This is a genomic window from Luteimonas sp. Soil_C_16, from assembly GCF_057657295.1.
Genome location: NZ_JBDGIS010000003.1, coordinates 358767 through 382125, shown reverse-complemented (window position 1 = coordinate 382125; position 23359 = coordinate 358767). Strand labels below are relative to the sequence as shown.

Here is a 23359-nt window from a genome sequence, read left to right as displayed (position 1 = left end):
TCGCCTGACCGGACTCCGCCATGCCGTCGCCCCGCCTGCCGCTCGCCCTCGCCCTGCTGCTGTCCGCCCTGCCCGCCGCCGCGGCGGACGACCCGCGCATCACCGTCGCCGAGCGCAGCGGCTTCGTCGAGACCGGCCGCTACGACGAGGTGATCGCGCTGTGCGAGACCTTCGCGCGGCTGCATCCCGACGCGGTGCGCTGCATCCGCTTCGGCACCTCGCCCGAAGGCCGTCCGATGCAGGCGCTGGTCGCGAGCCGCAGCGGCGCGCTGGATCCCGAAGCTGCACACGCGGCCGGCGTTCCGGTTGTGCTGGTGCAGGGCGGCATCCATGCCGGTGAGATCGACGGCAAGGACGCGGGCTTTCTCGCGCTGCGCGAGCTGCTCGACGGCAGCGCCGCACCCGGCGCGCTCGACGATGCGGTGCTGGTGTTCGTGCCGGTGTTCAGCGTCGACGGCCACGAGCGCTTCGGCGCGTGGAACCGGCCCAACCAGCGCGGCCCGCGCGAAATGGGCTGGCGCACCACCGCGCAGAACCTCAACCTCAATCGCGACTACGCCAAGGCCGACGCGCCGGAGATGCAGGCGATGCTGGCGCTGGTCGAGGCCTGGGATCCGATCGCCTACGTCGATCTGCACGCCACCAACGGTGCGCAGTTCGAGCACGACATCTCGATCCAGGTCGAGCCGGTGCATGCGGGCGATGCCGCGCTGCGCGAGGTCGGCCGCACGTTCCGCGACGCGGTGATGGCCGATCTCGCCGAACAAGGCTCGCTGCCGCTGCCCTACTACCCCTCGTTCGTCGAGCACGACAATCCGGCATCCGGTTTCGAGGACGGCGTGTCGCCGCCGCGGTTCTCGACCGGCTACTTCCTGCTGCGCAACCGGATCGGCATGCTGGTCGAAACGCACTCGTGGAAGGCATACCCGGTGCGCGTGCGCATCACCCGCAACACCGTCGTGTCTGTGGTCGAGCAGATCGCGCGCCACGGTCGCGGCTGGATGCGCACCGCGCGCGAAGCCGATGCCCGCGCCGCAACGCTCGGCGGCACGCTTGCGCCGCTGGCATGGAAGGCGACCGACGCCAGCCACACCGTCGATTTCCGGGGTTACGCGTACACGCGCACGCCGTCCGAAGTCTCGGGCGCGCTGATGACCCGCTACGACGAAACCACGCCGCAACTGTGGCGGGTGCCGATGCGCGACACCCTGCTGCCGTCGGTCGAGGTCGCGCTGCCGCGCGGCGGCTATCTGGTACCGGCCGCGCATGCGGCGTGGGTGGGCGAGAAACTGCGCCAGCACGGCATCGTCTTCCACACGCTCGCGGCAGCGCAGCCCGCAGGCGCGGTCGAGGTGTTCCGCGCGACGACCGCATCGCCCGCGGCCGCGTCGGTCGAAGGCCACCAGCGCCTCGATCTGCAGGGCACCTGGTCGGTCGAGCAGCACGGCATCGGCGCCGGCGCACTGTTCGTGCCGATCGCGCAGCCGAAAGCCCGCCTCGTGGCCGCACTGCTGGAGCCGCAGGCGCCCGATTCGCTCGTGGCCTGGGGCCGGTTCAATACGCACTTCGAGCGCAAGGAATACATGGAGGATTACGTGGCCGAACAGGTCGCGCGCGAGATGCTGGCGCGCGATCCGGCGTTGCGCGCCGAGTTCGAGGCGAAGCTCCGTGACGATGCCGCGTTCGCGGCCAGCCCCGAGGCACGCCTCGATTTCTTCTATCGCCGCCACAGCGCCTGGGATGATCGCTACAACCTCTATCCCGTACTGCGCATCGACACCGTGCCCGCCATCGGAGACGCCACGCCATGACGCATCTGCTCGCCGCCCTGCTTGCCCTCTCGCTCGCTGCCTGCACGTCCACGTCGCCGCGCGCTACCACAGCGCCCGAGCTGCGTGTCGCCACGCTCAACATCTATCACGACAAGGCCGAATGGCCGAAGCGGCTGCCGCTGATCGTCGAACAACTGCGTGCGCTCGATGCCGACGTCATCGCGCTGCAGGAAGTGCTGCAGACCGCGGACCTGCCGAACCAGGCGCAGACGCTGGGCGACGCGCTCGGCTATTCGGTGCAGTTCGTCTCGACCGATCCCGAGGGCCAGCCGCATCGCTACGGCAATGCGCTGCTGACCCGTCTGCCGGTGATCGAACAGGGCTGGACGCGGCTGCAGCCGCTCGACGATTCGCGCAGCCTCGGCCATGCGCGCCTGCGCTTCGACGGCAAGCCGCTCGATGTCTATTTCACCCATCTGCACTGGACGCTCGACGGCGGCGCGATCCGCCGCGAGCAGCTCGAGGATGCGCGCCGCTTCATCGACCGGCGCGATGACGCAGTGCCGTCGCTGGTCCTCGGCGATTTCAATGCACCGGCGACCGCGCCGGAACTGGCGGTGCTCGACGGCTTCGTCGACACCTACGGCGCGCTGCATCCTGGCGCCGATGCCGCGGGCACGACCACGCTCAATCCGCATTTCTTCGACTACCGTGCGCGGATCGATCTGGTGTTCGCGGAAGCCGATCGCTTCGATGTCCGCGAAGCGCGTGTCGTGCTCGACACGCCCGGCGCGGACGGCACCTGGCCGTCGGATCACTTCGGCACCTTCGTCGTGCTGCGCCCGACCGGGCGTTGACCCGCCGTTCCACTGCGCCGGCGCATGCTCGGCCGCGACGCCCATCTCCAGGAAGCCAGACCATGTCCCGTGCCCTGCTCCGCCTTGCTGCGCTGCCGCTGTGCGCTTCCGCATTGCTCGCCGCCTGTCAGACCGCGCCGCCCCCGACCGCTTCCGGACCCGCACCGATGACCGAATCCACCGAGCGCGTGCGCATCCAGGGCGAGGCGATGTACTTCGAGAAGATCCTGCTGCCGGAAGGTGCGCAACTGCGCGTGCAGGTGCTCGACAACCAGCTCGCCGACACGCAGCAGGCGGTGCTTGCCGAACAGGTGACGACCGTCGGCCCGGGGCCCTACGAATTCGCGATCGACGTGCCGCGTGCGAAGTTGCGCGCCAACGGCCAGTACGGCCTGCACGCCTCGGTGTCGATGCCCGACGGCAGCCTGCGTTTCGTCACCGACACGCGCGTGCCGGTGAACATCGCCGCCGATACGGTGGACGTGCACGTGGGCCGGATCCGTCTCACCCACGTCCAGCCATAAGACAGGCCGTCAGTCGTTGACGAAGCGCACGCGGCGGGTGATGCCGCAGGTCAGCGCGTAGGAAATCGTACCCGCGGCTTCGGCTACGGTCTCGACCGGCAAGGCATCGCCCCACAGCACGACCGGATCGCCGGCGCGTGCGTCGGGCTGGCCGCGCAGATCGATCGTCATCAGATCCATCGACACGCGGCCCGCCACGCTTGCCACGCAGCCATTGACCAGAACCGGCGTGCCGGCGGGCGCAAGCCGCGGATAGCCGTCGCCGTAGCCGACTGCCGCCACGCCGACCGGCATGTCTTCGGGGGCTTCCCAGGTGGCCGAATAGCCGATGCGCTCGCCCTTGGCAACGCGATTGACCGCGAGCAGGCGCGTCTCGAACGTCATCGCAGGCCGCAGACCGAACGAGGCGCCACTGCGGCCGGCGACGACCGACATGCCGTACAGCGCACCGCCCGGACGGATCCAGTCGCCATAGGCATCGGGCCAGCCGAGCACGGCAGCGGAGTTGGCCAGCGAGCGCGGGCCGTCGAGCCCTTCGGTCGCCGCGACGAAGGCACGCATCTGCGCCGGCGTCTGCAGCCCGTTCGGCGTATGCGCGTCGAATTCGTCGGAACTGGCGAAGTGCGTCATCAGCACGATGTCGCCGGCGACGCCGCGCGCCGCGCGCAGTCGCGCATGCGCCGCGCGCACCTGATCGGGTGCGAAGCCGAGCCGGTGCATGCCGGTGTCGACCTTGAGCCAGACGCGGATCGGCGCGCCGTCGGTGCGCTCGAGCAGATCGAGCTGCGCCGCGTGATGCACGATCGCCTCGGCGCCGAGGGCGCGCAGCTGGTCGAGATCGTCGGGATTGTCGAAACCCGAGAGCACGAGGATCGGTTGTGCGAGCCCGGCAGCGCGGATGCGCGCGGCGTCCTCGATCGCGGCGACGCCGAACGCGTCCGCCTCGCGCAACGCGCGCGCCGCGGTTTCCAGACCGTGTCCGTAGCCATCGGCCTTGACCATCGCCATCAGCCGCCGCCCTGGCGCCCGCGCGCGCATCGCGCCCAGGTTGTGGCGCAATGCGTCGGTGTGGATGGTGGCGGTGATCGGGCGGGCCATGCGAAGCGCAGCGGGTGTGGGGCCGTCTATTGTGCCTTCGCCGCGACGCGTCCGCTGGACGCGCAGGTGAACCGCGGACCTACTCGAAGCTGCCGATCGAGTCGTGCGACAGGTTGTCGAAACGCGTGTATTCGCCGAAGAACTTGAGCTTCACCGAGCCGGTCGGGCCGCTACGCTGCTTGCCGATGATGATCTCGGCCAGGCCTTTGTCCGGCGACGTTTCCTTGTTGTAGTAGTCGTCGCGGTAGATGAAGATGATGATGTCGGCGTCCTGCTCGATGGCGCCCGACTCGCGCAGGTCGGCCATCACCGGACGCTTGTCCGCGCGGGTTTCCAGCGAGCGGTTGAGCTGCGACAGCGCCATCACCGGCACGTTGAGTTCCTTGGCCAGTCCCTTGAGCGAACGCGAGATCTCGGAGATCTCGGTGGCGCGGTTCTCGCTGTTGCCCGGCACCGACATCAGCTGCAGGTAGTCGATGACGATCAGGCCCAGATCGTGTTCGCGCTTGAGGCGGCGGCACTTCGCGCGCAACACGTCGGGGCCGAGGCCCGGCGTGTCGTCGATGAAGATCTTGGTTTCCTTGAGCATGCGGATCGCGCTGCTGACGCGACTCCAGTCCTCGTCCTCGAGCTGGCCGGTGCGCAGGCGCGTGGCGTTGATGCGTCCGTTGGAGGAAATCAGGCGCAGCGCGAGCTGGCTGGCCGACATTTCCATCGAGAACACGCCGACCGCCTTCTTGGTCTTGATCGCGGCGTACTCGGCGATGTTCAGCGCGAACGTCGTCTTGCCCATCGCCGGACGCGCCGCGAGGATGATCAGATCGGTCGGCTGCAGGCCGGCGGTCATCTCGTCGAATTCGGTGTAGCCAGTCGGCAGGCCGGTGACGCCGCCGCCGTTGGCGTAGCGGGTCTGCAGCACGTCGAAGGCGTCGGCCATCGCCTTGTTGATCGCGGTGAAGTCGGTGCGCCCCTGCGCGCCGGCCTCGGCGATCTTGAACACCTGCTGCTCGGCCTTGGCGAGGATCTCGCTGCTGTCGCGGCCCTCGGGCTGGAAACCGTCGTTGACGATCTCGGTGCCCACTTCGATCAGCTGCCGCAGGATCGCCTTGTCGCGAACGATCTCCGCATACGCGCGGATGTTGGCCGCCGATGGCGTGGTGCTGGCGAGCTCGCCGAGATACGCACCGCCGGCGACGAGTTCGGACAGACCGTTGGATTCGAACCATTCGCCGAGCGTGACCGCGTCGAATGGCTTGCTCTTCTCCGCCAGCTCCTGGATCGCGGCGTAGATCTTCTGGTGATCGCGGCGATAGAAATCGTCCGGCACGAGCAGGTCGGCGATGCGGTCGAACGCATCGGGCACCAGCATCAGGCCACCGAGCACCGCCTGTTCGGCCTCGATCGACTGCGGCGGCACGCGCAGCTGTTCGACGCGCGGATCGCTGCGCTCGTGGCGGTCGGTGTGGCGGAAGTCGTTGCGTGCGGACATGGCGGTCGGTTTCGGAAGAACGGAATGCTGCTGTCGGATGTTAGGCCGGGCGCCTGTGGATACGCGCCCCCACAACCTGTGGATAAGATTTGCTGGGCGCGTGCGCGACAGGTTCGCGTGTCGCGATCTCGCGGGCTGCGAACCGGGTTCCCGACACGCGTACACATGCGAGAAGAACCCTGCCCTCGCCTGCCGCGCGTCGCCGTGCGATCCCGGATCAAGTCCGGGAGAGCAGGCGCTCTCCCGGGGAGAGATGCCCACCTGTACCGCCTGCAACGGAGCAGCGTCCGCGAGTCGCTTGCTGTCCGACTCGCGTATCCGGAGTCAGCAGATGCACGGAAGCCCAAACGAAAACGGGCGCCTCACGGCGCCCGTTCCAGGTCGACCCGATCCGATGGATCAGGCGACCTCACCTTCGATGACAACCTTGACGGTGGTCTCGGCGTCGGCGTGCAGATGCACCACGACCTCGAACTCGCCGGTGTTGCGGAACGCGCCTTCACCCAGCACGACTTCCGACTTGTTGACCGGCGTGACCGCCTTGGTCAGCGCGTCGGCGATTTCGCGCGGGCCGACCGAGCCGTACAGCTTGCCTTCGGTCGACGCGTTGGCGTAGATCGTGACGCTGGCGCCTTCGAGCTTGGCCAGGCGCTGCTGCGCCTCGTCGAGCTGCGACTGGGCCTTGGCCTCGTACTCGGCGCGACGCGCTTCGAACTCGGCGATGCTCTTCGTGGTGGCCGGCACGGCCTTGCCCTGCGGCACCAGGAAGTTGCGGCCGTAGCCCGGCTTCACGTTGACCTTGTCGCCGAGGTTGCCGAGGTTGGTGACCTTCTGCAGAAGAATCAGTTGCATGGTGTTGCTCCGTATTCGTTAGCGGCGCCGGGGCGCCGCAACGGTTGCTGTCCGAATCGGACGAAAACGCGTGACCCCGGACGGGATCAGACGTTGTGGTTGTCGGTGTAGGGGATCAGCGCGAGGAAACGTGCGCGCTTGACGGCCGTAGCCAGCTGGCGCTGGTAGCGCGACTTCGTACCGGTGATGCGGCTCGGGACGATCTTGCCGTTCTCGGTGAGGTTCTGGCGCAGGGTGTTGAGATCCTTGTAATCGATCTCCTTGACACCTTCAGCGGTGAACTTGCAGAACTTGCGGCGGCGGAAGAACTTGGACATGTGCGTGATCCTCAGGCGGCTTCGGCGGAGTTGTCGGACTTGTCAGCGTCGGCATCGTTGCCGCCGACCGAATCGCCGTCGTCGTCACGGCGACGACGCTCGCCACGCTCGGGCTTGTCGCCCTTCTCGTCCTTGTTCTTCATGATCAGGGACTGCTCGGTGTCCGCCTCGTCGCGACGCACCACCAGGTGACGCAGCACGGCGTCGTTGAAGCGGAACGCTTCGACGAGCTCATCGAGACCGGCCTGGCCGACTTCGATGTTGAACATCACGTAGTGGGCCTTGACCAGGTTGTTGATCGGGTAGGCCAGCTGGCGGCGGCCCCAATCCTCGAGGCGGTGGATCTTGCCTTCGGCACCTTCGATCAGCGACTTGTAGCGCTCGATCATCGCGGGCACCTGCTCGCTCTGGTCCGGATGGACCAGGAACACGACTTCATAATGACGCATGTTGGTTTCCTTTCGGATATCGACCGCGCGTTCGCAGCGGCCTGGATAGCCCCCCGGCGCGGCGACGCCGCATGGTGGGGCAAGGGTCTCCCGGCGACGGACGCCGCAGGGAGCCGGGCATTCTCACAGAAGCGCCCCGTCCGGGCAAGCAGGGCCGTTTCGTAGTGCAGAAAACGGGGTGCGCGGGCGCTGCGACATTCGGTCGCAGTCTCACGGACCTGCGCGACGTGGTGAAATGCACGTGCCGGGGCGCAGACCTTTGATCGCGTCAACCGGCCGGATCCACACCTAGATCAAGACGCGCGCCGCCGATGCGGCGCCGAGGACCGTTCCCCATGCAAGCGCCTCGCCCCCGCATCACGCACGCCCCCCGCAGGGCGACGTGCGTGTGCGCGAAGCGGCGGCGGTCAGCGCACGGTTTCGAGCGTGCGGCTGAAGGCCAGCGCGGCCAGCGTCACCACCGCGCCCGACAGCAGGTAGTAACCCACGTACTCGAGGCCGAACTTGCTGCACAGGCCCAGGGCCACCAAGGGCGCGAAGCCGGCGCCGACCAGCCAGGCGATGTCGGACGTCACCGCAGCGCCGGTGTAGCGGTAGATGCTCTCGAAGCGCGAGGCGATGGCGTTGCTCGCCTGACCCAGCGACAGGCCCAGCAGCGCGAAGCCGACGATCACGTAGGTGGTACGGCCACCGGTGGTGTCGCTGCCCAGCAGCGGCGCGGCGAAGAAACTGAAGATCGCGATCAGCACGGCGGCGATCGCCAGCTGGCCACGACGGCCCACGCGGTCGGCGAGGATGCCCGACAGCATGATGCCCAGCCCGCCGACCACCGACCCCATGAACAGGCTGCCGAGGAAATCGGCCGCGTTGTGATCGGTGTAGAGCGTGGTCCAGCTCAGCGGGAAGATCGTCACCAGGTGGAACATCGCGTAGGTGGCCAGCGGAATCAGCGCGCCGACGAACACCTGGCGGGGATGCGTGCGGATGGTCTCGATCACGCGCCGCGGCTGCAGTTCCTTCTCGTCGAACAGACGCTTGAACTCCGGCGTGACCACCAGACGCAGACGCGCGAACAGTGCGACCACGTTGAGCGCCAGCGCGACGAAGAACGGGAAGCGCCAGCCCCAGGACATGAAGTCTTCCTGGCTCAGCACGCGCGTGAACACATAGAACATGCCGCAGGCGAGCATGAAACCGAGCGCGGCGCCGAGCTGCGGCACCATCGCGTACCAACCGCGGCGGTTGGCCGGCGCGCTCAGCGACAGCAGCGACGGCAGGCCGTCCCAGGCGCCGCCCCAGCCCAGGCCCTGGCCGAAGCGGAACACCGCCAGCAGCACCGGCGCGAGCATGCCGGCCTGCGCGTAGCTGGGCAGGAACGCGATCGCCATCGTGGAACCGCACAACAGGAACAGCGCGCCGATCAGCTTGGCCGCGCGACTGAAGTTGCGGTCGATCGCCATGAAGATGATCGAGCCGATTGGGCGCGCGATGAAGGCCAGCGAGAACACCGCGAACGATTTGAGCGTCGCCTGCACCGGATCACTGTCGGGAAAGAACAGGTACGGAAACACCAGCACCGCGGCGATGCCGTAGACGAAGAAGTCGAAGAACTCCGACGTCCGCCCCATGACGACGGGAAACGCGATCTTGCCTGGCGAGATGTCCAGGTCGTCGGATTCCGGTGCGTCGTCGAGGCCGGTGGTGGCTTGCTGTGCGTGTTCGCTCATCTGCGCGCTCTCTCCGGTCGTTATGGGGGATAATGCACCGCATTGTGAACCTGAAACGGGCCCGCCAGGCAAGGTGCGCAGCAGCAAGGTCCGGTGCCCCGCTACACCCCCACGCTAATGGCCGCGCCGTAGCGTCTCCGTCAAGTCGTTTTCCTCTCCCGTTGTCGTCGATCCCCCCCAATGAAATCCATTCTTCGAGTCTCCGCGCTGCTCCTGGCAGCCATGCTGCTGTCGGGCTGCGACTGGGTCGTGATGTCGCCGGCCGGCGATATCGCCGTCCAGCAACGCGATCTGATCGTGCTGTCCACGGTCCTGATGCTGCTGATCATCGTGCCGGTGATCTTCCTGACGTTCTTCTTCGCCTGGAAGTACCGCGAGTCGAACAAGGACGCGGAGTACGCGCCCGAGTGGCACCACTCCACCCGTCTGGAGCTGGTGATCTGGTCGGCGCCGCTGGCGATCATCCTCGTGCTCGGCACGGTGACCTGGATCGCGACGCACAAGCTCGATCCGTATCGTCCGCTCGACCGCATCGACGCGAACACGCCGATGCCCGAAGGCATCGAGCCGCTGGTGGTCGAAGTGGTCGCGATCGACTGGAAGTGGCTGTTCTTCTATCCCGAACAGGGCATCGCCACGATCAATGAGCTGGCTGCGCCGGTGAACACGCCGATCCAGTTCAAGCTCACGTCCTCGTCGATCATGAACTCGTTCTTCGTGCCGGCACTCGCGGGTCAGATCTACGCGATGCCGGGCATGCAGACCAATCTCAACGCCGTCATCAACAAGGAAGGCGTCTACAAGGGCTTCTCCGGCAACTTCAGCGGCGACGGCTTCTCGCACATGCACTTCAACTTCCATGGCCTGAGCCAGGACGGTTTCGATGCATGGGTGGAGAAGGCGCGCGCCGAAGGCGTGGCGCTGGGCCGCGAGGAGTACCTGGTGCTCGAGCGTCCGTCGGAACGCGAGCCGGTGCGCTATTTCAACGACGTCGACCCGTCGCTGTATGAGGCGATCCTCAACATGTGCGTCGCGCCCGGTTCGATGTGCGTGCACGAGATGGTGCACATCGACCGCAGCGGCGGCGGTGGCGTGGACAGCCAGGCCAACTACGACCGCCTGCGCTACGACAACCGCCATGCCGACGAACCGTCCGCGGCGCCTGCCGCGACGTTCCCGGAAGCGGGCCGCGAGGCACGTGGCGACGAGCCGCAGGGCCACCAGCCGCGCGCCGTGTCGCCGGAAGAAGAGACGCCGGTCCCGACGCCGACCAACGAGGACGACGACGAAGGCGTGAAGCCGATTCCGCCGGGCCAGGCGCCGCAGCAGGAAGGCGCACCCGGCAAGCCGGACAACGACGGCGGCCGGACCGGCCGCTGATCGTCCGCACCGCACACAAGCAATCAAGTACCAGGCAGGAACCCCATGTCCGCACCCCAGGACCAGATCAACTCACCGTGGATCGGGCGACTTTCGCTCGATGCACTGCCGTTTCTCCATGACCCCGTCGTGGGCGTCACCTTCGTCGGCGTCGTGCTGGGCGGTATCGCCCTGCTCTTCCTGCTGACCAAGTACCGCCTGTGGGGGTACCTGTGGAAGGAATGGTTCACCAGCATCGACCACAAGAAGATCGGCATCATGTATTGCATTCTCGCAATCGTGATGCTGCTGCGCGGCTTCTCTGATGCGGTGCTGATGCGCGCGCACCAGGCGATGGCGGCGAGCGGCAGCGAGGGCTTCCTGCCACCGCACCACTACGATCAGATCTTCACCGCGCACGGCGTGATCATGATCTTCTTCGTGGCCATGCCGCTGGTGACGGGCCTGATGAACTACGTGGTGCCGCTGCAGATCGGCGCGCGTGACGTCTCGTTCCCGTTCCTCAACAACTTCAGCTTCTGGATGACCACCGCGGGCGCGGTGCTGATCATGATCTCGCTGTTCGTCGGCGAGTTCGCGCGCACCGGATGGCTGGCGTATCCGCCGTTGTCGGGCGCCGATTACAGTCCGGGCACAGGCATGGACTACTACCTGTGGGGTCTACAGGTGGCGGGCGTGGGTACCACGCTGTCAGGCATCAACCTGATCGTGACCATCGTCAAGATGCGCGCGCCGGGCATGAAGCTGATGCGCATGCCGATCTTCACCTGGACCTCGCTCTGCACCAACATCCTGATCGTTGCCTCGTTCCCGATCCTGACGGCGACGCTGGCGCTGCTGACGATGGACCGCTACGTCGGCACGAATTTCTTCACGAACGATCTCGGCGGCAATCCGATGATGTACGTGAACCTGATCTGGATCTGGGGTCACCCGGAAGTCTATATCCTGATCCTGCCGGCCTTCGGCATCTTCTCCGAGGTCGTCGCGACGTACTGCGGCAAGCGCCTGTTCGGCTACACGTCGATGGTCTACGCGACCGCGGTGATCACGATCCTGTCGTACCTGGTGTGGCTGCACCACTTCTTCACTATGGGCTCGGGCGCGAGCGTCAATGCGTTCTTCGGCATCACGACGATGATCATCTCGATCCCGACGGGCGCGAAGATCTTCAATTGGCTCTTCACCATGTACAAGGGCCGCATCCGCTTCGACGTGCCGATGCTGTGGACGGTCGGTTTCATGTTCACCTTCGTCATCGGTGGCATGACCGGCGTGCTGCTGGCGGTGCCGCCGGCAGACTTCGTGCTGCACAACAGCCTGTTCCTGGTCGCGCACTTCCACAACGTCATCATCGGCGGCGTGGTCTTCGGCCTGTTCGCCGGCATGGTGTACTGGTTCCCGAAGGCCTTCGGCTTCAAGCTCGACGAGTTCTGGGGCAAGGTCTCGTTCTGGTGCTGGCTGGTCGGTTTCTGGCTCGCGTTCACCCCCCTCTACATCATGGGCCTGATGGGCATCACGCGCCGTCTGAGCCAGTTCGAGGACACCTCGCTGTCGCTGTTCTTCATCATCGCGGCCGTGGGTGCTGCGCTGGTGGGCATCGGCATCCTGGCCTTCCTGATGTCGATCGCGGTCGCGGTGAAGAACCGCAAGAAGCTGGCCGACACCACGGGCGATCCGTGGAACGGCCGCACGCTGGAATGGGCGACCTCGTCGCCGCCGCCGAGCTACAACTTCGCGTTCACCCCGGTCATCCACGAGATCGATGCGTGGAATGACATGAAGAAGCACGGCTACAAGCGTCCGACGACCGGCTTCGTGCCGATCCACATGCCCAAGAACACGGGTGCGGGCGTGGTGCTGTCGGCGATCAGCGTGGTCCTGGCCTTCGGTCTGGTGTGGCACATCTGGTGGCTGGCCGGCGTGTCGTTCGTGGGTCTGATCGTCGCGGCGATCTGGCACACCTTCAACTACGACCGCGAGTTCTACATCCCGGCCCAGGAAGTGACGGACACCGAGGACCAACGGACGCGCGAACTCGCGCAGCAGGCGCTCTGAACATGGCACACACGATTCAAACCGAGAGCGGGACCACCGAACGCGTCTACCACGTGATCGAGGATCCGCACGCCCACGACGACGGGCACGAGCACCATCCGGAAACCGGCACCAATCTCGGTTTCTGGATGTACCTGATGAGCGACTGCCTCATCTTCGCGATCCTGTTCGCCGTCCACGCCGTGCTCGGCCGCAACTACGCGGCCGGCCCGTCGCCGGCAGACCTGTTCGACCTGAAGCTGATCCTGGTCGCGACGTTCATGCTGCTGTTCTCGTCGATCACCTACGGGTTCGCGATGCTGAACTCGTACAAGCAGAACGTACGCGGCACGATCATCTGGCTGCTCGTCACGGGCCTGTTCGGCCTGGCGTTCCTGTGCATCGAGCTCTACGAGTTCCACCACCTGGCGCACCTGGGGGCGACGCCGCAGCGCAGCGCGTTCCTGTCGTCGTTCTTCACCCTGGTCGGCACGCACGGACTGCACGTGACCTTCGGCCTGATCTGGCTGGTGACGCTGGTGTTCCAGCTGAAGAAGCACGGCCTCAATGCAGCCAACAACCGTCGCCTGATGTGCCTGTCGATGTTCTGGCACTTCCTCGACGTGATCTGGATCGGCGTGTTCTCGTATGTGTACCTGATGGGAGTCGTGGGATGAGCACCGAAACCAACCATCACGCCGCCCACGAGTCGGCGCACGACGCGCACGGCCACGGCAGCATGCGCGACTACGTGATCGGCTTCGTGCTGTCGGTCATCCTCACCGTGATCCCGTTCTGGCTGGTCATGGGCGAGGTGCTGGAAAGCCGCGTCTGGACCGTCGCGCTGATCATGCTCTTCGGCGCCATCCAGATCGTCGTGCACATGGTCTACTTCCTGCACATGAACCGGAAATCGGAAGGCGGCTGGATCCTGATGTCGCTGCTGTTCACCGGCATCATCATCGTCATCGCGCTGGTGGGATCGCTGTGGGTCATGCACCACCTCGACGCCAACATGATGCCGATGTCGCCCGAGCAGATGCGCGTCGCCCCCTGACGCGCGCCCTATCGTGAGCGAAGCCCCCCGCGCCGCCGCACGTCCGGTCATCCGCTGGGCGCTGCTGGTCTTCCTGATCGCCGCCACCGTGGGCTTCATCGCCCTCGGTGTGTGGCAGGTGGAACGCCTGCAATGGAAGCGCGATCTGATCGCACGCGTCGATGCACGCGTGCACGCGACGCCGGCGCCTGTGCCGGCGTCGTCGTTCCGGTCCGCGCTCGATCCCGCCGAGGACGAGTACCGCCGCGTCACCGCCACCGGCCGTCTGCTGCACACGCAGGAAGTCGCGGTATACGCGACGACCGAACGCGGCCCCGGCTACTGGATCATGACCCCGCTGGTCACCGGCGACGGCACCGTCTGGGTCAACCGCGGCTACGTCGACAACGCCCATCGTGCCCGCGAGACCCGCGCCCGACACGAAGAATCCAAGACGGTCACCGTCACCGGCCTGCTGCGCATGCCCGAGCAGCACGGCGTATTCCTGCGCGCGAATGTGCCGGACGAAGACCGCTGGTATACCCGCGCGCCTGCCGAGTTCTCGGCCGCACGGAACGTCGACGGCGTGGTCGCCCCGTTCTTCATCGACGCCCAGGACCGCATCGACACCGGCAACTGGCCGGTGCCGGGCCTGACGATGGTGCAGTTCCGCAACAACCACTTGAGCTATGCGCTGACCTGGTTCGGCATGGCGTTGCTGGGACTGCTGGCGACGGGCTTCGTGCTGCGGAGCGAGTTCCGGCGGACGCGGTAAAGCTTGGGTCTTTCCGGGGATGTGCGTCGCGCGATTCTGTACCGGTGCGATCGTCGACCCTCACCCCAACCCCGCTTCCGGAGGGTGAGGGGCTCGAGACGGTTCGCCTGCCGGACCAGCGCACCTGCGCAAGTTTCTCGCCACTCGTCGGAGTACGCATACAGATGCCGTACTTCGCGTCTGCACGCCCAGAAATCGTCGCGTCCGAAACGCCACACAGATCCGAGCCCCTCTCCCCCGGGAGAGGGGTTGGGGTGAGGGCAGCCGGTAGACGCACGCGATCCGTCCACCGCTTCGAAACGGAAAAAAAATGCGTGCCCGATATCAACGCGAGACCGCCCTACTCCGCCACAGCGAAGCAGGCAGCCCGTATCACCCCAAAGTAAGCAAAGCGGACGCGCACCCGCCTCAGCAGTACCCGATTACTTCGTCGGATCCGTCGTGAAACTTTCGCCACATCCACAAGCGGCAGCCGCGTTCGGGTTGCGGAACACGAATTCCTGGTTCAGACCCTTCTGCGCGAAGTCGATCTCGGTGCCGTCGACGATCGGCTGACTCTGCGCATCGACGTAGATGCGCACGCCTTCGTGCTCGCTGATCGCATCGCCCGGCTGTTCCTCGCGGGCGATGTCGACGACGTAACCCCAGCCCGAACAACCGGTCTTGGTGACGCCGAAGCGCAGACCGAGGGCGTCGGGGCTGGCCGCAAGGAAGCGGCGGGCGCGTTCGAGGGCGGCGGGGGCGAGTGCGATGGCCATGACGTGATTGTACTCCCGTGGACCCGAACGCCCGCTGGCGCCCGGAGGCGCCGGCGCGCAGGCCGGCTCCGGTAGACTGTGCTGCCGCGTGTTATCGGACCGGATTACCAGGATTCAAGGCATGACCACGATCAGCGTCCAACAGGCCCTTGCCGGGCACATTCCAGAAGGCGGAGAAGTCACCGTCCGTGGCTGGGTCCGTACCCGCCGTGATTCGAAGGCCGGGCTGAGCTTCGTCAACGTCAGCGACGGTTCGTGCTTCGCGCCGATTCAGGTCGTCGCGCCGGACGCGCTGGGCAATTACGAATCCGAAATCAAGCGCCTGACCGCGGGTTGCTCGGTCATCGCCACCGGTACGCTGGTGAAGTCGCAAGGCCAGGGCCAGAGCTTCGAGATCCAGGCGCAGTCGCTGGAAGTCGTCGGTTGGGTCGAGGATCCGGAAACCTATCCGATCCAGCCTAAGGCGCATTCGCTGGAGTTCCTGCGCGAGGTCGCGCATCTGCGCCCGCGCACCAACCTGTTCGGCGCGGTCACGCGTATCCGTCACTGCCTGGCGCAGGCGGCGCACCGCTATTTCCACGAGAACGGCTACTACTGGATCAACACGCCGATCGTGACCACGTCCGACGCCGAAGGCGCGGGCCAGATGTTCCGCATCTCGACACTCGACCTGGCCAACCTGCCGATGCGCGAGGGCAAGGTCGACTTCAGCCGCGACTTCTTCGGCAAGGAAGCGTTCCTGACCGTGTCCGGCCAGCTCAACGTCGAGGCCTACTGCCTCGCGATGAGCAAGGTCTACACCTTCGGGCCGACCTTCCGCGCCGAGAACAGCCACACCACGCGCCACCTGGCCGAGTTCTGGATGATCGAGCCGGAGATCGCATTCGCCGATCTCGCCGAGAACGCGCGCATCTCCGAGGAATTCCTCAAGTACCTGTTCCGCGCGGTGCTCGACGAGCGCGCCGACGACATGGCCTTCATTGCCGAGCGCGTGCAGAAGGACGCGATCACGCGCCTGGAAGCGTTCGTCAATGCGCCGTTCGAGCGCATCGAATACACCGACGCGGTCGAGCTGCTGCGCAAGTCCGGTCACAAGTTCGAGTTCCCGGTCGAATGGGGCCTGGACCTGCAAACCGAGCACGAGCGCTGGCTGACCGAGCAGCACGTCGGTCGCCCGGTCGTGGTGACCAACTACCCCGAGCACATCAAGGCGTTCTACATGCGCCTCAACGACGACGGCAAGACCGTCGCGGCGATGGATGTGCTGGCGCCGGGCATCGGCGAGATCATCGGCGGCGCGCAGCGCGAGGAACGTCTCGACGTGCTCGATGCGCGCATGGACCAGTTCGGCCTCGATCGCGAGCACTACGGCTGGTACCGCGATTTCCGCCGTTACGGCACCGTGCCGCACGCCGGTTTCGGTCTCGGCTTCGAGCGCCTGATCGTCTACATCTGCGGCCTGTCGAACATCCGCGACGCGATCCCGTATCCGCGCGCGCCGGGTCAGGCGGAGTACTGAGGCGCGGTGCTCCCGTGACCCTCTTCCTCGCCCTGTGTTTCTTCGGCGTCGCGATCGGCGGATTTACCGCGTTCGTGATCTTCTGGCCGTTGTCGCTGGTGCATCTGCGCGACCGCCATCCGCAGGTCCGCGGCCGCTTCGGTGAGAACGCGTTCGTGCAACCCGCGGCGCTGCGCTGGCTGCTCGCGGGTGCCTATCGCGAAGTGCCGGACCGGCAGTTCACCGGGCTGGCGACGCCGGCCCGCATCTCGTTGATGGTGATCCTCGGCGCACTCGCGGCTTCGGCCGTGCTGTGGCTGTGGTCGATCGCCCCCTGACCCGGAGCTTCCTGCCATGACCCACGACTCCACGTCCCAGGACCGGTGGTGGCTCGCGTCAATCGCCCGCACCGTGATCTGGGCGCGCCTGCGCGTGCGTGAGGCCGGTGTCGCCGAAGTGCTCGACAGCGACGGCAATACGCTCGTCTACGACAGCGAGGACACCGCGCGCAGCATGCTGCTCGATGCGGAATTCGTCGAATGGGACGGGCTCGACCCCGAGGACGCGCTCGAGCGCGGATTCGCGCTCGACGAGATCGCGCCGCCGCAGGCCGACGACGATGCACAGCTGCGCGATCGGATGGTGCAATCGCTCGGCAAGCGCGCCTGAGCCTGCACACCGGACACGCGGCAGACTATGTACACGCCCCGCGCTTTCGCTGTCGATGACCTGCAGGCGCTGGATGCATTGTTCGCGCGCGACGCCTTCGTCACGCTGCTGACGACCGGTGCCGACAGCGTGCCGCTCGCCAGCCAGCTGCCGGTGCTCTACCGCCGCGACGGCGACACGCTGCACGTCGAAGGCCATTGGGCGCGACCGAATCCACAGGCGTCGCACGACGGTCCGGCGCTGATGATCGTCCACGGTCCGCACGCCTACGTGTCGCCGGGCTGGTATCCGGACAAGATCGAAGCCGCGCGCGTGCCGACCTGGAACTACGCCACCGCGCATCTGCGCGGCCGGCTCGAACGTTTCGACGACGAGGCCGCACTGGCCGATCTGGTCGCGCGCACCAGCGATGTCTTCGAGGCCCGCGTCGGCGGCGACTGGCGCTTCGAGCCAGATGACGATCGTCAGCGCCGGCAGCTGCGCGGCATCGTGGGTTTCCGCTTCCACGTCGACGTGGTCGAGATCAAGCACAAGCTCAGCCAGAACCATCCGGCCGCCAACCGCAGCGCGGTCGCCGATGCGCTGTCCGGCGGTGACACGAACGCCCGCGAGATCGCCGCGATGATGCGCGCGATCGCATCCTGATTCCGCACCGGAGCCTGATATGGACCTCGATCTCACCGGCCGCCACGCCCTCGTCTGCGGCGCCTCCGAAGGCATCGGCCGCGCCACCGCGCACGAACTGGCCCAGCTCGGCGCACATGTGACCGTGCTCGCGCGCCGCGCGGATGCGCTACAGGCCGTGGTCGACGCGTTGCCTACGGCGCAGAGCCAGACGCATCACGCGCTCGCCGTCGACATGGACGACTCTGCTGCCCTGCAGGCCGCCATCGCCGCGCACGTCGCCGCGCACCCGATGCAGATCCTGGTCAACAACACCGGCGGTCCCGCCGGCGGCACCGCGCACGAAGCGCCGCTCGACGCATTCGAGGCCGCGTTCCGCCGTCATCTGATCGGCGGCCAGGTACTGGTGCAGGCCGTGCTGCCCGCGATGCGCGCCGCGAAGTGGGGCCGCATCGTCAATGTGGTCTCGACCTCGGTGCGCGAACCCATCGCCGGCCTGGGCGTGTCGAACACCGTGCGCGGCGCGGTCGCCAGCTGGGCCAAGACGCTGTCGCGCGAACTCGCGCCCGACGGCATCACGGTCAACAACGTGCTGCCCGGCTACACCCGCACCGGCCGCATCGACCAGGTGGTCGCGGATCGCATCCGTCGCACCGGCCAGGACGAAGCAGCCGTGCTGGCGGCGATGCGCGCCAGCGTGCCCGCCGGCCGCTTCGCGGAAGCCTCGGAGACCGCCGGGGTCATCGCGTTCCTGTGTGCGCCGGCGGCGGCCTACGTCACCGGCGTGAGCCTGCCGGTCGACGGCGGGCGAATGGCGTCGATCTGATCGGCGCACGCGCTTCGCGAATGTCACGACGCCGCGACGCGTCCGTTGCTTCGATGCGGCCATGCCGGAAGGTCCCGAAACCCACGCACTCGCCGATCGCCTGTCGACCCTGCTCGTCGACGAGACGCTGACCCATGTGCGCTTCATCGATCCCGCGCTGCAGCGCCGGCGTAGCCTGCTCGAAGGCCAGCGCGTGCTCGCGGTGGAGGCACGCGGCAAGGCGTTGCTGACCGCCGTTGATGACGGCTGGACGCTGTACACACACAGCCACCTGTTCGGCTTCTGGCGATTCGTCGAAGACCTCGAGTCCCTGCCCGACGGCGCGCCGCCACGGCTGGTGCTGGCCACCGTGCGTGGGGTCGCCGCGCTGTACGCCGCGCCGTCGATCTCGCTGTGGCGCACCGACGAGCTCGGCGCGCAGCCCTATCTGTCGAAGCTCGGTCCGGACGTCCTCGATCCCGCGGTCGACGCGAAGGCGTTGCTCGCGCACATGCGCACACCCCGTTTCGCCCGGCGCACGCTGGCCATGCTGCTGCTCGATAAGGCGTTCGCGGCCGGCATGGGCAACTACCTGCGCTCTGAGGTGCTCTTCAAGGCGAAGCTCGCGCCGTACCGTCTGCTGCAGGACCTCACGACCGGCGAGCGGCGCCGCCTCGCCAACGCGCTGCTCGACGTGCCGCGGCGCGCGTATCGCGCCAAGCACGACGATGCGCTGCCGCCGGGCAAGGACTACCTCGCGAAGACCCGCGCGCAATTCGGCTTCGAGGTCTTCGAGCGCAAGGGCGATCCCTGCCCGCGCGGTGACGGCCGCATCGTCGAGGAACGTCTGGCCGGGCGCCGCCTGTACTGGTGCAAGGGCTGCCAGACCTGAGCGGCCTTGACGCCTCGGGTAAGCTGGCGACATGCAACGGCTGACGCACTGGATCGATGGCGCTGCGCGCGCACCCGGCCGGGACCACTGGCTGCCGGTGCACGAGCCGGCGACCGGCCGTATCTACGCCGAAGTCGCCGCCGGTGATGCCGCCGATATGGACACCGCGATCACCGCCGCCGCCCGCGCCGCGCCCGCATGGGCCGCGCTGCCGAACAGCGCGCGCTCGGCCTGGCTCGAAACGCTCGCCGCGGCGCTCGAAGCCCGGATCGACGACTTCGCCCACGCCGAGGCCCGCGATGGCGGCAAGCCCTTCGCCCTCGCCCGCGATGCCGAGATACCACGCGCGGTCTCCAACCTGCGCTTCTTCGCGCATGCGGCCACGCAGTTCGCCAGCGAATCGCATCACGGCGAAGCCGGCCTGAACTACACGCTGCGTGCGCCGCTGGGCGTGGTCGCGGCGATCTCGCCGTGGAATCTGCCGCTCTACCTGTTCACCTGGAAGATCGCGCCCGCGCTCGCGGCCGGCAATACGGTCGTCGCGAAACCTTCGGAGATCACGCCGGCGAGCGCGTCGCTGCTGGCGACGCTGTCGGGCGAGATCGGTCTGCCGCCGGGCGTGCTCAACGTCGTGCACGGCGTCGGCGCCGATGTCGGCGATGCACTGATCGACGATCCGCGCGTGCGCGCGGTGTCGTTCACCGGCAGCACCGCCGTGGGCCGCCGGATCGGCGCACGCACCGGTGCGCAGCTGAAGAAGGCTTCGCTGGAACTCGGCGGCAAGAACGCGACGCTGGTGTTCGCCGACAGCGACTGGGAATCACAACTCGCCACGCTGGTGCGCTCGGCGTTCCAGAACGCCGGGCAGATCTGCCTGTGCGGCTCGCGCATTCTCGTCGAACGCAGCATCTACGCGAATTTTCGCGAGCGCTTCGTCGCCGAAGTGCTTGCGCTGCAGGTCGGCGATCCGATGGATCCCGACGCGCGCATGGGCCCGCTGGTGTCGCAGGCGCACCACGACAAGGTGCTCGCCGCGATCACCCGTGCCCGCGATGAGGGCGGCCACGTGCTGTGCGGCGGCCATGCGCTGGAGCGGCCCGGCTGGTTCATCGCACCGACCGTCATCGACGGTCTCGGCCCGGATTGCGCGACCAACCGCGAGGAAATCTTCGGGCCGGTGGTCACGCTGCAGCCCTTCGACGACGATGCGCACGCACTCGCGCTCGCGAACGCCGGCGACTACGGCCTGTCGGCCGTCATCTGGACACGCGACCTGACCCGCGCGCACCGCCTCGCCGCGGCGCTGCACGTGGGCATGGTCTGGATCAACACCTGGCTGATGCGCGATCTGCGCACGCCCTTCGGCGGCACCGGCGCGTCCGGTCTCGGGCGCGAGGGCGGCATGGAAGCGATGCGTTTCTTCACCGAGCCGAAGAACGTCGGCCTGTCTCTGGGATAATCGCAACATGGGCGAACTCGACAATCTTCTGCAGAACAACCGGGACTGGGCCGAGCGCGCCGTGCGCGAGGACCCGGATTTCTTCCACCGTCTGGAGAACCAGCAGATCCCGCGCTATCTGTGGATCGGCTGCTCCGACTCGCGCGTGCCGGCGAACCAGATCCTCGGGCTCGACCCCGGCGAGGTCTTCGTCCACCGCAACATCGCCAACGTGCTCTCGCACGGCGATCTCAACGCGTTGTCGGTGATCCAGTTCGCCGTCGATGTGCTCAAGGTCGAACACATCCTGCTGGTCGGCCATTACGGCTGCGGCGGCGTGCACGCGGCGATGACCGGCGCGCGCGTCGGTCTGGCCGACAACTGGCTGCGCCACGTCGCCGACGTCAACCACAAGCACGGCGCGCTGCTGTCCACGGTCGAGGACACCAGCCTGCGCCACGCGCGGCTGTGCGAACTCAACGCGGTCGAGCAGGCGCTCAACATCTGCCAGACCACTGTGGTCCGCGATGCCTGGGCGCGTGGACAGAAGCTCGCGGTGCACGGCTGGGTGTACGCGCTCGGCGATGGCCGCGTGCGCGAGCTCGGCATGGACGTGACCTCGCACGACGACATCGGCCCCGCCTACGAGGCCGCCGTCGCCGACATCGCACGCGTCGCCGCCCAGGGCCGGCGTGATGGCTGAGGCCGTCCAGGCCAGTGCGGCGCCGCGGCCCGTCGGCCGCTACCCGCATGCGCGTCGCGCGGGCGGCCTGCTGTTCCTGTCGGGCATCGGACCGCGCGATCCGGCCACGGATTCCGTGCCGGGCAACGTGCTCGATGCCGACGGCCGCGTCATCCGCCACGACATCGCCGCGCAGACCCGCGCGGTGTTCGCCAACGTGCGCGCCGTGCTCGACGCCAGCGGTGCACGCTGGGACGACCTCGTCGACGTGACCGTCTACCTCACCGACATGGCCGGCGATTTCGCCGCCTACAACGCGGTCTGGGCCGAGTATTTCCCCGATCCCGCCACCGCACCCTGCCGCACGACGCTGGGCATCGATGCGTTGCCGACGCCGATCGCGATTGAACTCAAATGCGTCGCCGAGCCGAAGGAGTGAACCGATGATCCCCGGACCGCTGAACTTCCAGACGTGGATCGATGAACACCGCCATCTGCTCAAGCCGCCGGTCGGCAACAAGTGCATCTACGACGGCGACTTCATCGTCATGGTCGTCGGCGGGCCGAACGCGCGCACCGATTACCACTGGGAAGAAGGCCCCGAGTGGTTCCACCAGCTCGAGGGCGAGATGGTGCTGCGCATCCAGGAGGACGGCCGCGTCCGCGACATCCCGATCCGCGCCGGCGAAACCTTCCTGCTGCCGCCGAAGGTGCCGCACTCGCCGCAGCGCGGGCCGGATTCGATCGGCCTGGTCATCGAGCGCAAACGTCTGCCGCACGAGCAGGACGGGCTGCTGTGGTTCTGCGAACGCTGCAACCACAAGCTGTTCGAGCAGTACTTCCACCTGCACGACATCGAGCAGGATTTCCCGCCCGTGTTCGACCGCTTCTACGGCTCCATCGAACATCGCACCTGCGACGCCTGCGGCCATCTGAACCCCCGCCCCGCCCGCTACGATCCAGATCCGGACACGCTGGCTGACATCACTTGAAACCCGATTTCCATGGACTGGAGACCGCGCATGCGTCGCCCCCTGCTGTTTGTGCTGCTGACCTGTTTGCTCGGCATGATGGCGCCGCTGCATGCGCAGACAGTAGACAACCCCGACCTCGCAGCGCTGTATCGAGCGGACCAGGAGGCACGCAAAGATGCAGCGGACATTGACTGGTCGGTGGTGTACCGCGAGGATGCCGCACGTCGCGTACGCGTACGCGCGCTGATGCGTGAGGGGGCGATGCGCACCGCAGCCGACCACTACCACGCGGCCATGGTCTTCCAGCACGGCAACGGTCTGGACGACATCCGCATCGCCCACGCGCTTTCGACGCTGGCATCGACTTTGGCGCCCGACGACATGCGCTACCGGTGGCTGGCTGCCGCGTCCTGGGATCGCATCATGACCACGCAACTGCAGCCGCAGTGGTACGGCACCCAGTTCCATGGCAGCGACGATGGCCTGTTCCTGTATCCGGTCGCCGATGGCGCGATCGACGACGCCGAACGTGCGCGCATGGGCGTGCCGTCGCTCGCGCAATCGCAGGCCAGAGTCGGCGAAATGGCGGAATCGATGGGCCAGCAGCCGCGTCCCCAGCCGCCGACGATCGAACAGCTGCGACAGGAACGCCGCGCGGGCGAGAACGACGCCCCCTGAACCCGCTGTGCGCCTGCGGCGTGATCGT

General features: G+C 67.2%; 26 protein-coding genes. 19 read left to right on the top strand and 7 right to left on the bottom strand.

Features of this window, described 5'->3' with window-relative positions; translation table 11 throughout:
- Positions 1 to 20 precede the first annotated feature (20 nt).
- From AC3A5T_RS08220 to AC3A5T_RS08210, 3 genes are all read left to right on the top strand, one after another.
- A complete protein-coding gene (locus AC3A5T_RS08220) occupies positions 21 to 1811 on the top strand; it encodes a M14 family metallopeptidase (RefSeq protein ID WP_487628136.1) in 1791 nt (596 codons plus the stop codon).
- Positions 1808 to 2629: an endonuclease/exonuclease/phosphatase family protein gene (locus AC3A5T_RS08215; RefSeq protein WP_487628135.1), complete on the top strand. Its 822-nt coding sequence runs from the start codon at positions 1808 to 1810 to the stop codon at positions 2627 to 2629. Before AC3A5T_RS08220 ends, AC3A5T_RS08215 begins: the two co-directional genes overlap by 4 nt.
- A gap of 167 nt (positions 2630 to 2796) precedes the next feature.
- Positions 2797 to 3153: a YbaY family lipoprotein gene (locus tag AC3A5T_RS08210; protein WP_487628134.1), complete on the top strand. Its 357-nt coding sequence runs from the start codon at positions 2797 to 2799 to the stop codon at positions 3151 to 3153.
- Positions 3154 to 3162: 9 nt separating this feature from the next.
- Here the strand turns inward: AC3A5T_RS08210 and alr are convergent, their stop codons facing one another.
- The 6 genes from alr to AC3A5T_RS08180 all read right to left on the bottom strand — a co-directional run bounded on the left by alr (position 3163) and on the right by AC3A5T_RS08180 (position 9085).
- Entirely contained in the window at positions 3163 to 4251 is a 1089-nt protein-coding gene (gene alr / locus AC3A5T_RS08205) for an alanine racemase (RefSeq protein WP_487628133.1), read from the bottom strand.
- A gap of 79 nt (positions 4252 to 4330) precedes the next feature.
- Positions 4331 to 5740, bottom strand: a complete 1410-nt coding sequence (locus tag AC3A5T_RS08200) for a replicative DNA helicase (protein ID WP_487628132.1) — start codon at positions 5738 to 5740, stop codon at positions 4331 to 4333.
- 399 nt (positions 5741 to 6139) lie between these two features.
- Complete coding sequence (rplI, locus tag AC3A5T_RS08195; RefSeq protein WP_159679047.1) at positions 6140 to 6592, bottom strand: 50S ribosomal protein L9; 453 nt, start codon at positions 6590 to 6592, stop codon at positions 6140 to 6142.
- A gap of 86 nt (positions 6593 to 6678) precedes the next feature.
- Positions 6679 to 6909 (bottom strand): 30S ribosomal protein S18, encoded by a 231-nt coding sequence (gene rpsR / locus AC3A5T_RS08190; RefSeq protein WP_096208774.1) that lies wholly within the window; start codon positions 6907 to 6909, stop codon positions 6679 to 6681.
- Between the two features lie 11 nt (positions 6910 to 6920).
- A complete protein-coding gene (gene rpsF / locus AC3A5T_RS08185) occupies positions 6921 to 7358 on the bottom strand; it encodes a 30S ribosomal protein S6 (protein WP_232135821.1) in 438 nt (145 codons plus the stop codon).
- A gap of 407 nt (positions 7359 to 7765) precedes the next feature.
- Positions 7766 to 9085: an MFS transporter gene (locus tag AC3A5T_RS08180; protein WP_332076986.1), complete on the bottom strand. Its 1320-nt coding sequence runs from the start codon at positions 9083 to 9085 to the stop codon at positions 7766 to 7768.
- Between the two features lie 180 nt (positions 9086 to 9265).
- On the opposite strand from AC3A5T_RS08180, the gene cyoA reads away from it, so the two are divergent.
- The 5 genes from cyoA to AC3A5T_RS08155 are packed head-to-tail and all read left to right on the top strand — an operon-like array spanning position 9266 to position 14313.
- A complete protein-coding gene (gene cyoA / locus AC3A5T_RS08175; RefSeq protein WP_487628131.1) occupies positions 9266 to 10465 on the top strand; it encodes a ubiquinol oxidase subunit II in 1200 nt (399 codons plus the stop codon).
- A gap of 45 nt (positions 10466 to 10510) precedes the next feature.
- Complete coding sequence (cyoB, locus tag AC3A5T_RS08170) at positions 10511 to 12523, top strand: cytochrome o ubiquinol oxidase subunit I (RefSeq protein ID WP_487628130.1); 2013 nt, start codon at positions 10511 to 10513, stop codon at positions 12521 to 12523.
- A gap of 2 nt (positions 12524 to 12525) precedes the next feature.
- Positions 12526 to 13179 (top strand): cytochrome o ubiquinol oxidase subunit III, encoded by a 654-nt coding sequence (gene cyoC / locus AC3A5T_RS08165; RefSeq protein ID WP_332076983.1) that lies wholly within the window; start codon positions 12526 to 12528, stop codon positions 13177 to 13179.
- Positions 13176 to 13559, top strand: coding sequence for a cytochrome o ubiquinol oxidase subunit IV (gene cyoD, locus AC3A5T_RS08160; protein ID WP_332076982.1), 384 nt, complete (start codon positions 13176 to 13178; stop codon positions 13557 to 13559). The genes cyoC and cyoD overlap by 4 nt, the downstream gene beginning before the upstream one ends.
- A gap of 13 nt (positions 13560 to 13572) precedes the next feature.
- On the top strand, positions 13573 to 14313 hold the full coding sequence (locus tag AC3A5T_RS08155; protein ID WP_487628129.1) for an SURF1 family protein: 741 nt from the start codon (positions 13573 to 13575) through the stop codon (positions 14311 to 14313).
- 422 nt (positions 14314 to 14735) lie between these two features.
- On the opposite strand, the gene AC3A5T_RS08150 is transcribed toward AC3A5T_RS08155, so the two are convergent.
- Positions 14736 to 15071, bottom strand: coding sequence for a HesB/IscA family protein (locus tag AC3A5T_RS08150; RefSeq protein WP_487628128.1), 336 nt, complete (start codon positions 15069 to 15071; stop codon positions 14736 to 14738).
- A gap of 121 nt (positions 15072 to 15192) precedes the next feature.
- Here AC3A5T_RS08150 and asnS point away from each other — a divergent pair, with 121 nt between their 5' ends.
- The 11 genes from asnS (at position 15193) to AC3A5T_RS08095 (ending at position 23331) form a co-directional block, all read left to right on the top strand.
- A complete protein-coding gene (gene asnS / locus AC3A5T_RS08145) occupies positions 15193 to 16590 on the top strand; it encodes an asparagine--tRNA ligase (protein WP_332076979.1) in 1398 nt (465 codons plus the stop codon).
- 14 nt (positions 16591 to 16604) lie between these two features.
- Positions 16605 to 16907, top strand: coding sequence for a hypothetical protein (locus AC3A5T_RS08140; RefSeq protein WP_332076978.1), 303 nt, complete (start codon positions 16605 to 16607; stop codon positions 16905 to 16907).
- Positions 16908 to 16923: 16 nt separating this feature from the next.
- Entirely contained in the window at positions 16924 to 17238 is a 315-nt protein-coding gene (locus tag AC3A5T_RS08135) for a hypothetical protein (protein WP_487628127.1), read from the top strand.
- A 27-nt stretch (positions 17239 to 17265) separates the two neighbouring features.
- Complete coding sequence (locus AC3A5T_RS08130) at positions 17266 to 17883, top strand: FMN-binding negative transcriptional regulator (RefSeq protein WP_487628126.1); 618 nt, start codon at positions 17266 to 17268, stop codon at positions 17881 to 17883.
- Between the two features lie 19 nt (positions 17884 to 17902).
- Positions 17903 to 18688: an SDR family NAD(P)-dependent oxidoreductase gene (locus AC3A5T_RS08125; protein ID WP_487628125.1), complete on the top strand. Its 786-nt coding sequence runs from the start codon at positions 17903 to 17905 to the stop codon at positions 18686 to 18688.
- Between the two features lie 61 nt (positions 18689 to 18749).
- Positions 18750 to 19559, top strand: coding sequence for a DNA-formamidopyrimidine glycosylase family protein (locus AC3A5T_RS08120; protein WP_487628124.1), 810 nt, complete (start codon positions 18750 to 18752; stop codon positions 19557 to 19559).
- A 31-nt stretch (positions 19560 to 19590) separates the two neighbouring features.
- A complete protein-coding gene (locus AC3A5T_RS08115; RefSeq protein ID WP_487628123.1) occupies positions 19591 to 21018 on the top strand; it encodes an aldehyde dehydrogenase in 1428 nt (475 codons plus the stop codon).
- Between the two features lie 7 nt (positions 21019 to 21025).
- Complete coding sequence (can, locus tag AC3A5T_RS08110; protein WP_332076972.1) at positions 21026 to 21700, top strand: carbonate dehydratase; 675 nt, start codon at positions 21026 to 21028, stop codon at positions 21698 to 21700.
- Positions 21693 to 22118, top strand: coding sequence for a RidA family protein (locus AC3A5T_RS08105; RefSeq protein WP_487628122.1), 426 nt, complete (start codon positions 21693 to 21695; stop codon positions 22116 to 22118). Before can ends, AC3A5T_RS08105 begins: the two co-directional genes overlap by 8 nt.
- 4 nt (positions 22119 to 22122) lie before the next feature.
- Complete coding sequence (locus tag AC3A5T_RS08100; RefSeq protein WP_332076970.1) at positions 22123 to 22671, top strand: 3-hydroxyanthranilate 3,4-dioxygenase; 549 nt, start codon at positions 22123 to 22125, stop codon at positions 22669 to 22671.
- Between the two features lie 30 nt (positions 22672 to 22701).
- Entirely contained in the window at positions 22702 to 23331 is a 630-nt protein-coding gene (locus tag AC3A5T_RS08095) for a hypothetical protein (RefSeq protein WP_487628121.1), read from the top strand.
- The last annotated feature ends 28 nt before the right edge of the window (positions 23332 to 23359 follow it).

Coding starts and splice junctions, on each gene's coding strand:
- can (WP_332076972.1), top strand. CDS start 21,026: ATGGGCGAACTCGACAATCTTCTGCAGAACAACCGGGACTGGGCCGAG.
- AC3A5T_RS08180 (WP_332076986.1), bottom strand. CDS start 9,085: ATGAGCGAACACGCACAGCAAGCCACCACCGGCCTCGACGACGCACCG.
- AC3A5T_RS08125 (WP_487628125.1), top strand. CDS start 17,903: ATGGACCTCGATCTCACCGGCCGCCACGCCCTCGTCTGCGGCGCCTCC.
- asnS (WP_332076979.1), top strand. CDS start 15,193: ATGACCACGATCAGCGTCCAACAGGCCCTTGCCGGGCACATTCCAGAA.
- rpsR (WP_096208774.1), bottom strand. CDS start 6,909: ATGTCCAAGTTCTTCCGCCGCCGCAAGTTCTGCAAGTTCACCGCTGAA.
- cyoD (WP_332076982.1), top strand. CDS start 13,176: ATGAGCACCGAAACCAACCATCACGCCGCCCACGAGTCGGCGCACGAC.
- AC3A5T_RS08100 (WP_332076970.1), top strand. CDS start 22,123: ATGATCCCCGGACCGCTGAACTTCCAGACGTGGATCGATGAACACCGC.
- AC3A5T_RS08130 (WP_487628126.1), top strand. CDS start 17,266: ATGTACACGCCCCGCGCTTTCGCTGTCGATGACCTGCAGGCGCTGGAT.
- AC3A5T_RS08215 (WP_487628135.1), top strand. CDS start 1,808: ATGACGCATCTGCTCGCCGCCCTGCTTGCCCTCTCGCTCGCTGCCTGC.
- AC3A5T_RS08150 (WP_487628128.1), bottom strand. CDS start 15,071: ATGGCCATCGCACTCGCCCCCGCCGCCCTCGAACGCGCCCGCCGCTTC.
- AC3A5T_RS08135 (WP_487628127.1), top strand. CDS start 16,924: ATGACCCACGACTCCACGTCCCAGGACCGGTGGTGGCTCGCGTCAATC.
- rplI (WP_159679047.1), bottom strand. CDS start 6,592: ATGCAACTGATTCTTCTGCAGAAGGTCACCAACCTCGGCAACCTCGGC.
- AC3A5T_RS08115 (WP_487628123.1), top strand. CDS start 19,591: ATGCAACGGCTGACGCACTGGATCGATGGCGCTGCGCGCGCACCCGGC.
- AC3A5T_RS08210 (WP_487628134.1), top strand. CDS start 2,797: ATGACCGAATCCACCGAGCGCGTGCGCATCCAGGGCGAGGCGATGTAC.
- cyoA (WP_487628131.1), top strand. CDS start 9,266: ATGAAATCCATTCTTCGAGTCTCCGCGCTGCTCCTGGCAGCCATGCTG.
- rpsF (WP_232135821.1), bottom strand. CDS start 7,358: ATGCGTCATTATGAAGTCGTGTTCCTGGTCCATCCGGACCAGAGCGAG.
- AC3A5T_RS08200 (WP_487628132.1), bottom strand. CDS start 5,740: ATGTCCGCACGCAACGACTTCCGCCACACCGACCGCCACGAGCGCAGC.
- AC3A5T_RS08095 (WP_487628121.1), top strand. CDS start 22,702: ATGCGTCGCCCCCTGCTGTTTGTGCTGCTGACCTGTTTGCTCGGCATG.
- alr (WP_487628133.1), bottom strand. CDS start 4,251: ATGGCCCGCCCGATCACCGCCACCATCCACACCGACGCATTGCGCCAC.
- AC3A5T_RS08120 (WP_487628124.1), top strand. CDS start 18,750: ATGCCGGAAGGTCCCGAAACCCACGCACTCGCCGATCGCCTGTCGACC.
- AC3A5T_RS08220 (WP_487628136.1), top strand. CDS start 21: ATGCCGTCGCCCCGCCTGCCGCTCGCCCTCGCCCTGCTGCTGTCCGCC.
- AC3A5T_RS08105 (WP_487628122.1), top strand. CDS start 21,693: ATGGCTGAGGCCGTCCAGGCCAGTGCGGCGCCGCGGCCCGTCGGCCGC.
- cyoC (WP_332076983.1), top strand. CDS start 12,526: ATGGCACACACGATTCAAACCGAGAGCGGGACCACCGAACGCGTCTAC.
- cyoB (WP_487628130.1), top strand. CDS start 10,511: ATGTCCGCACCCCAGGACCAGATCAACTCACCGTGGATCGGGCGACTT.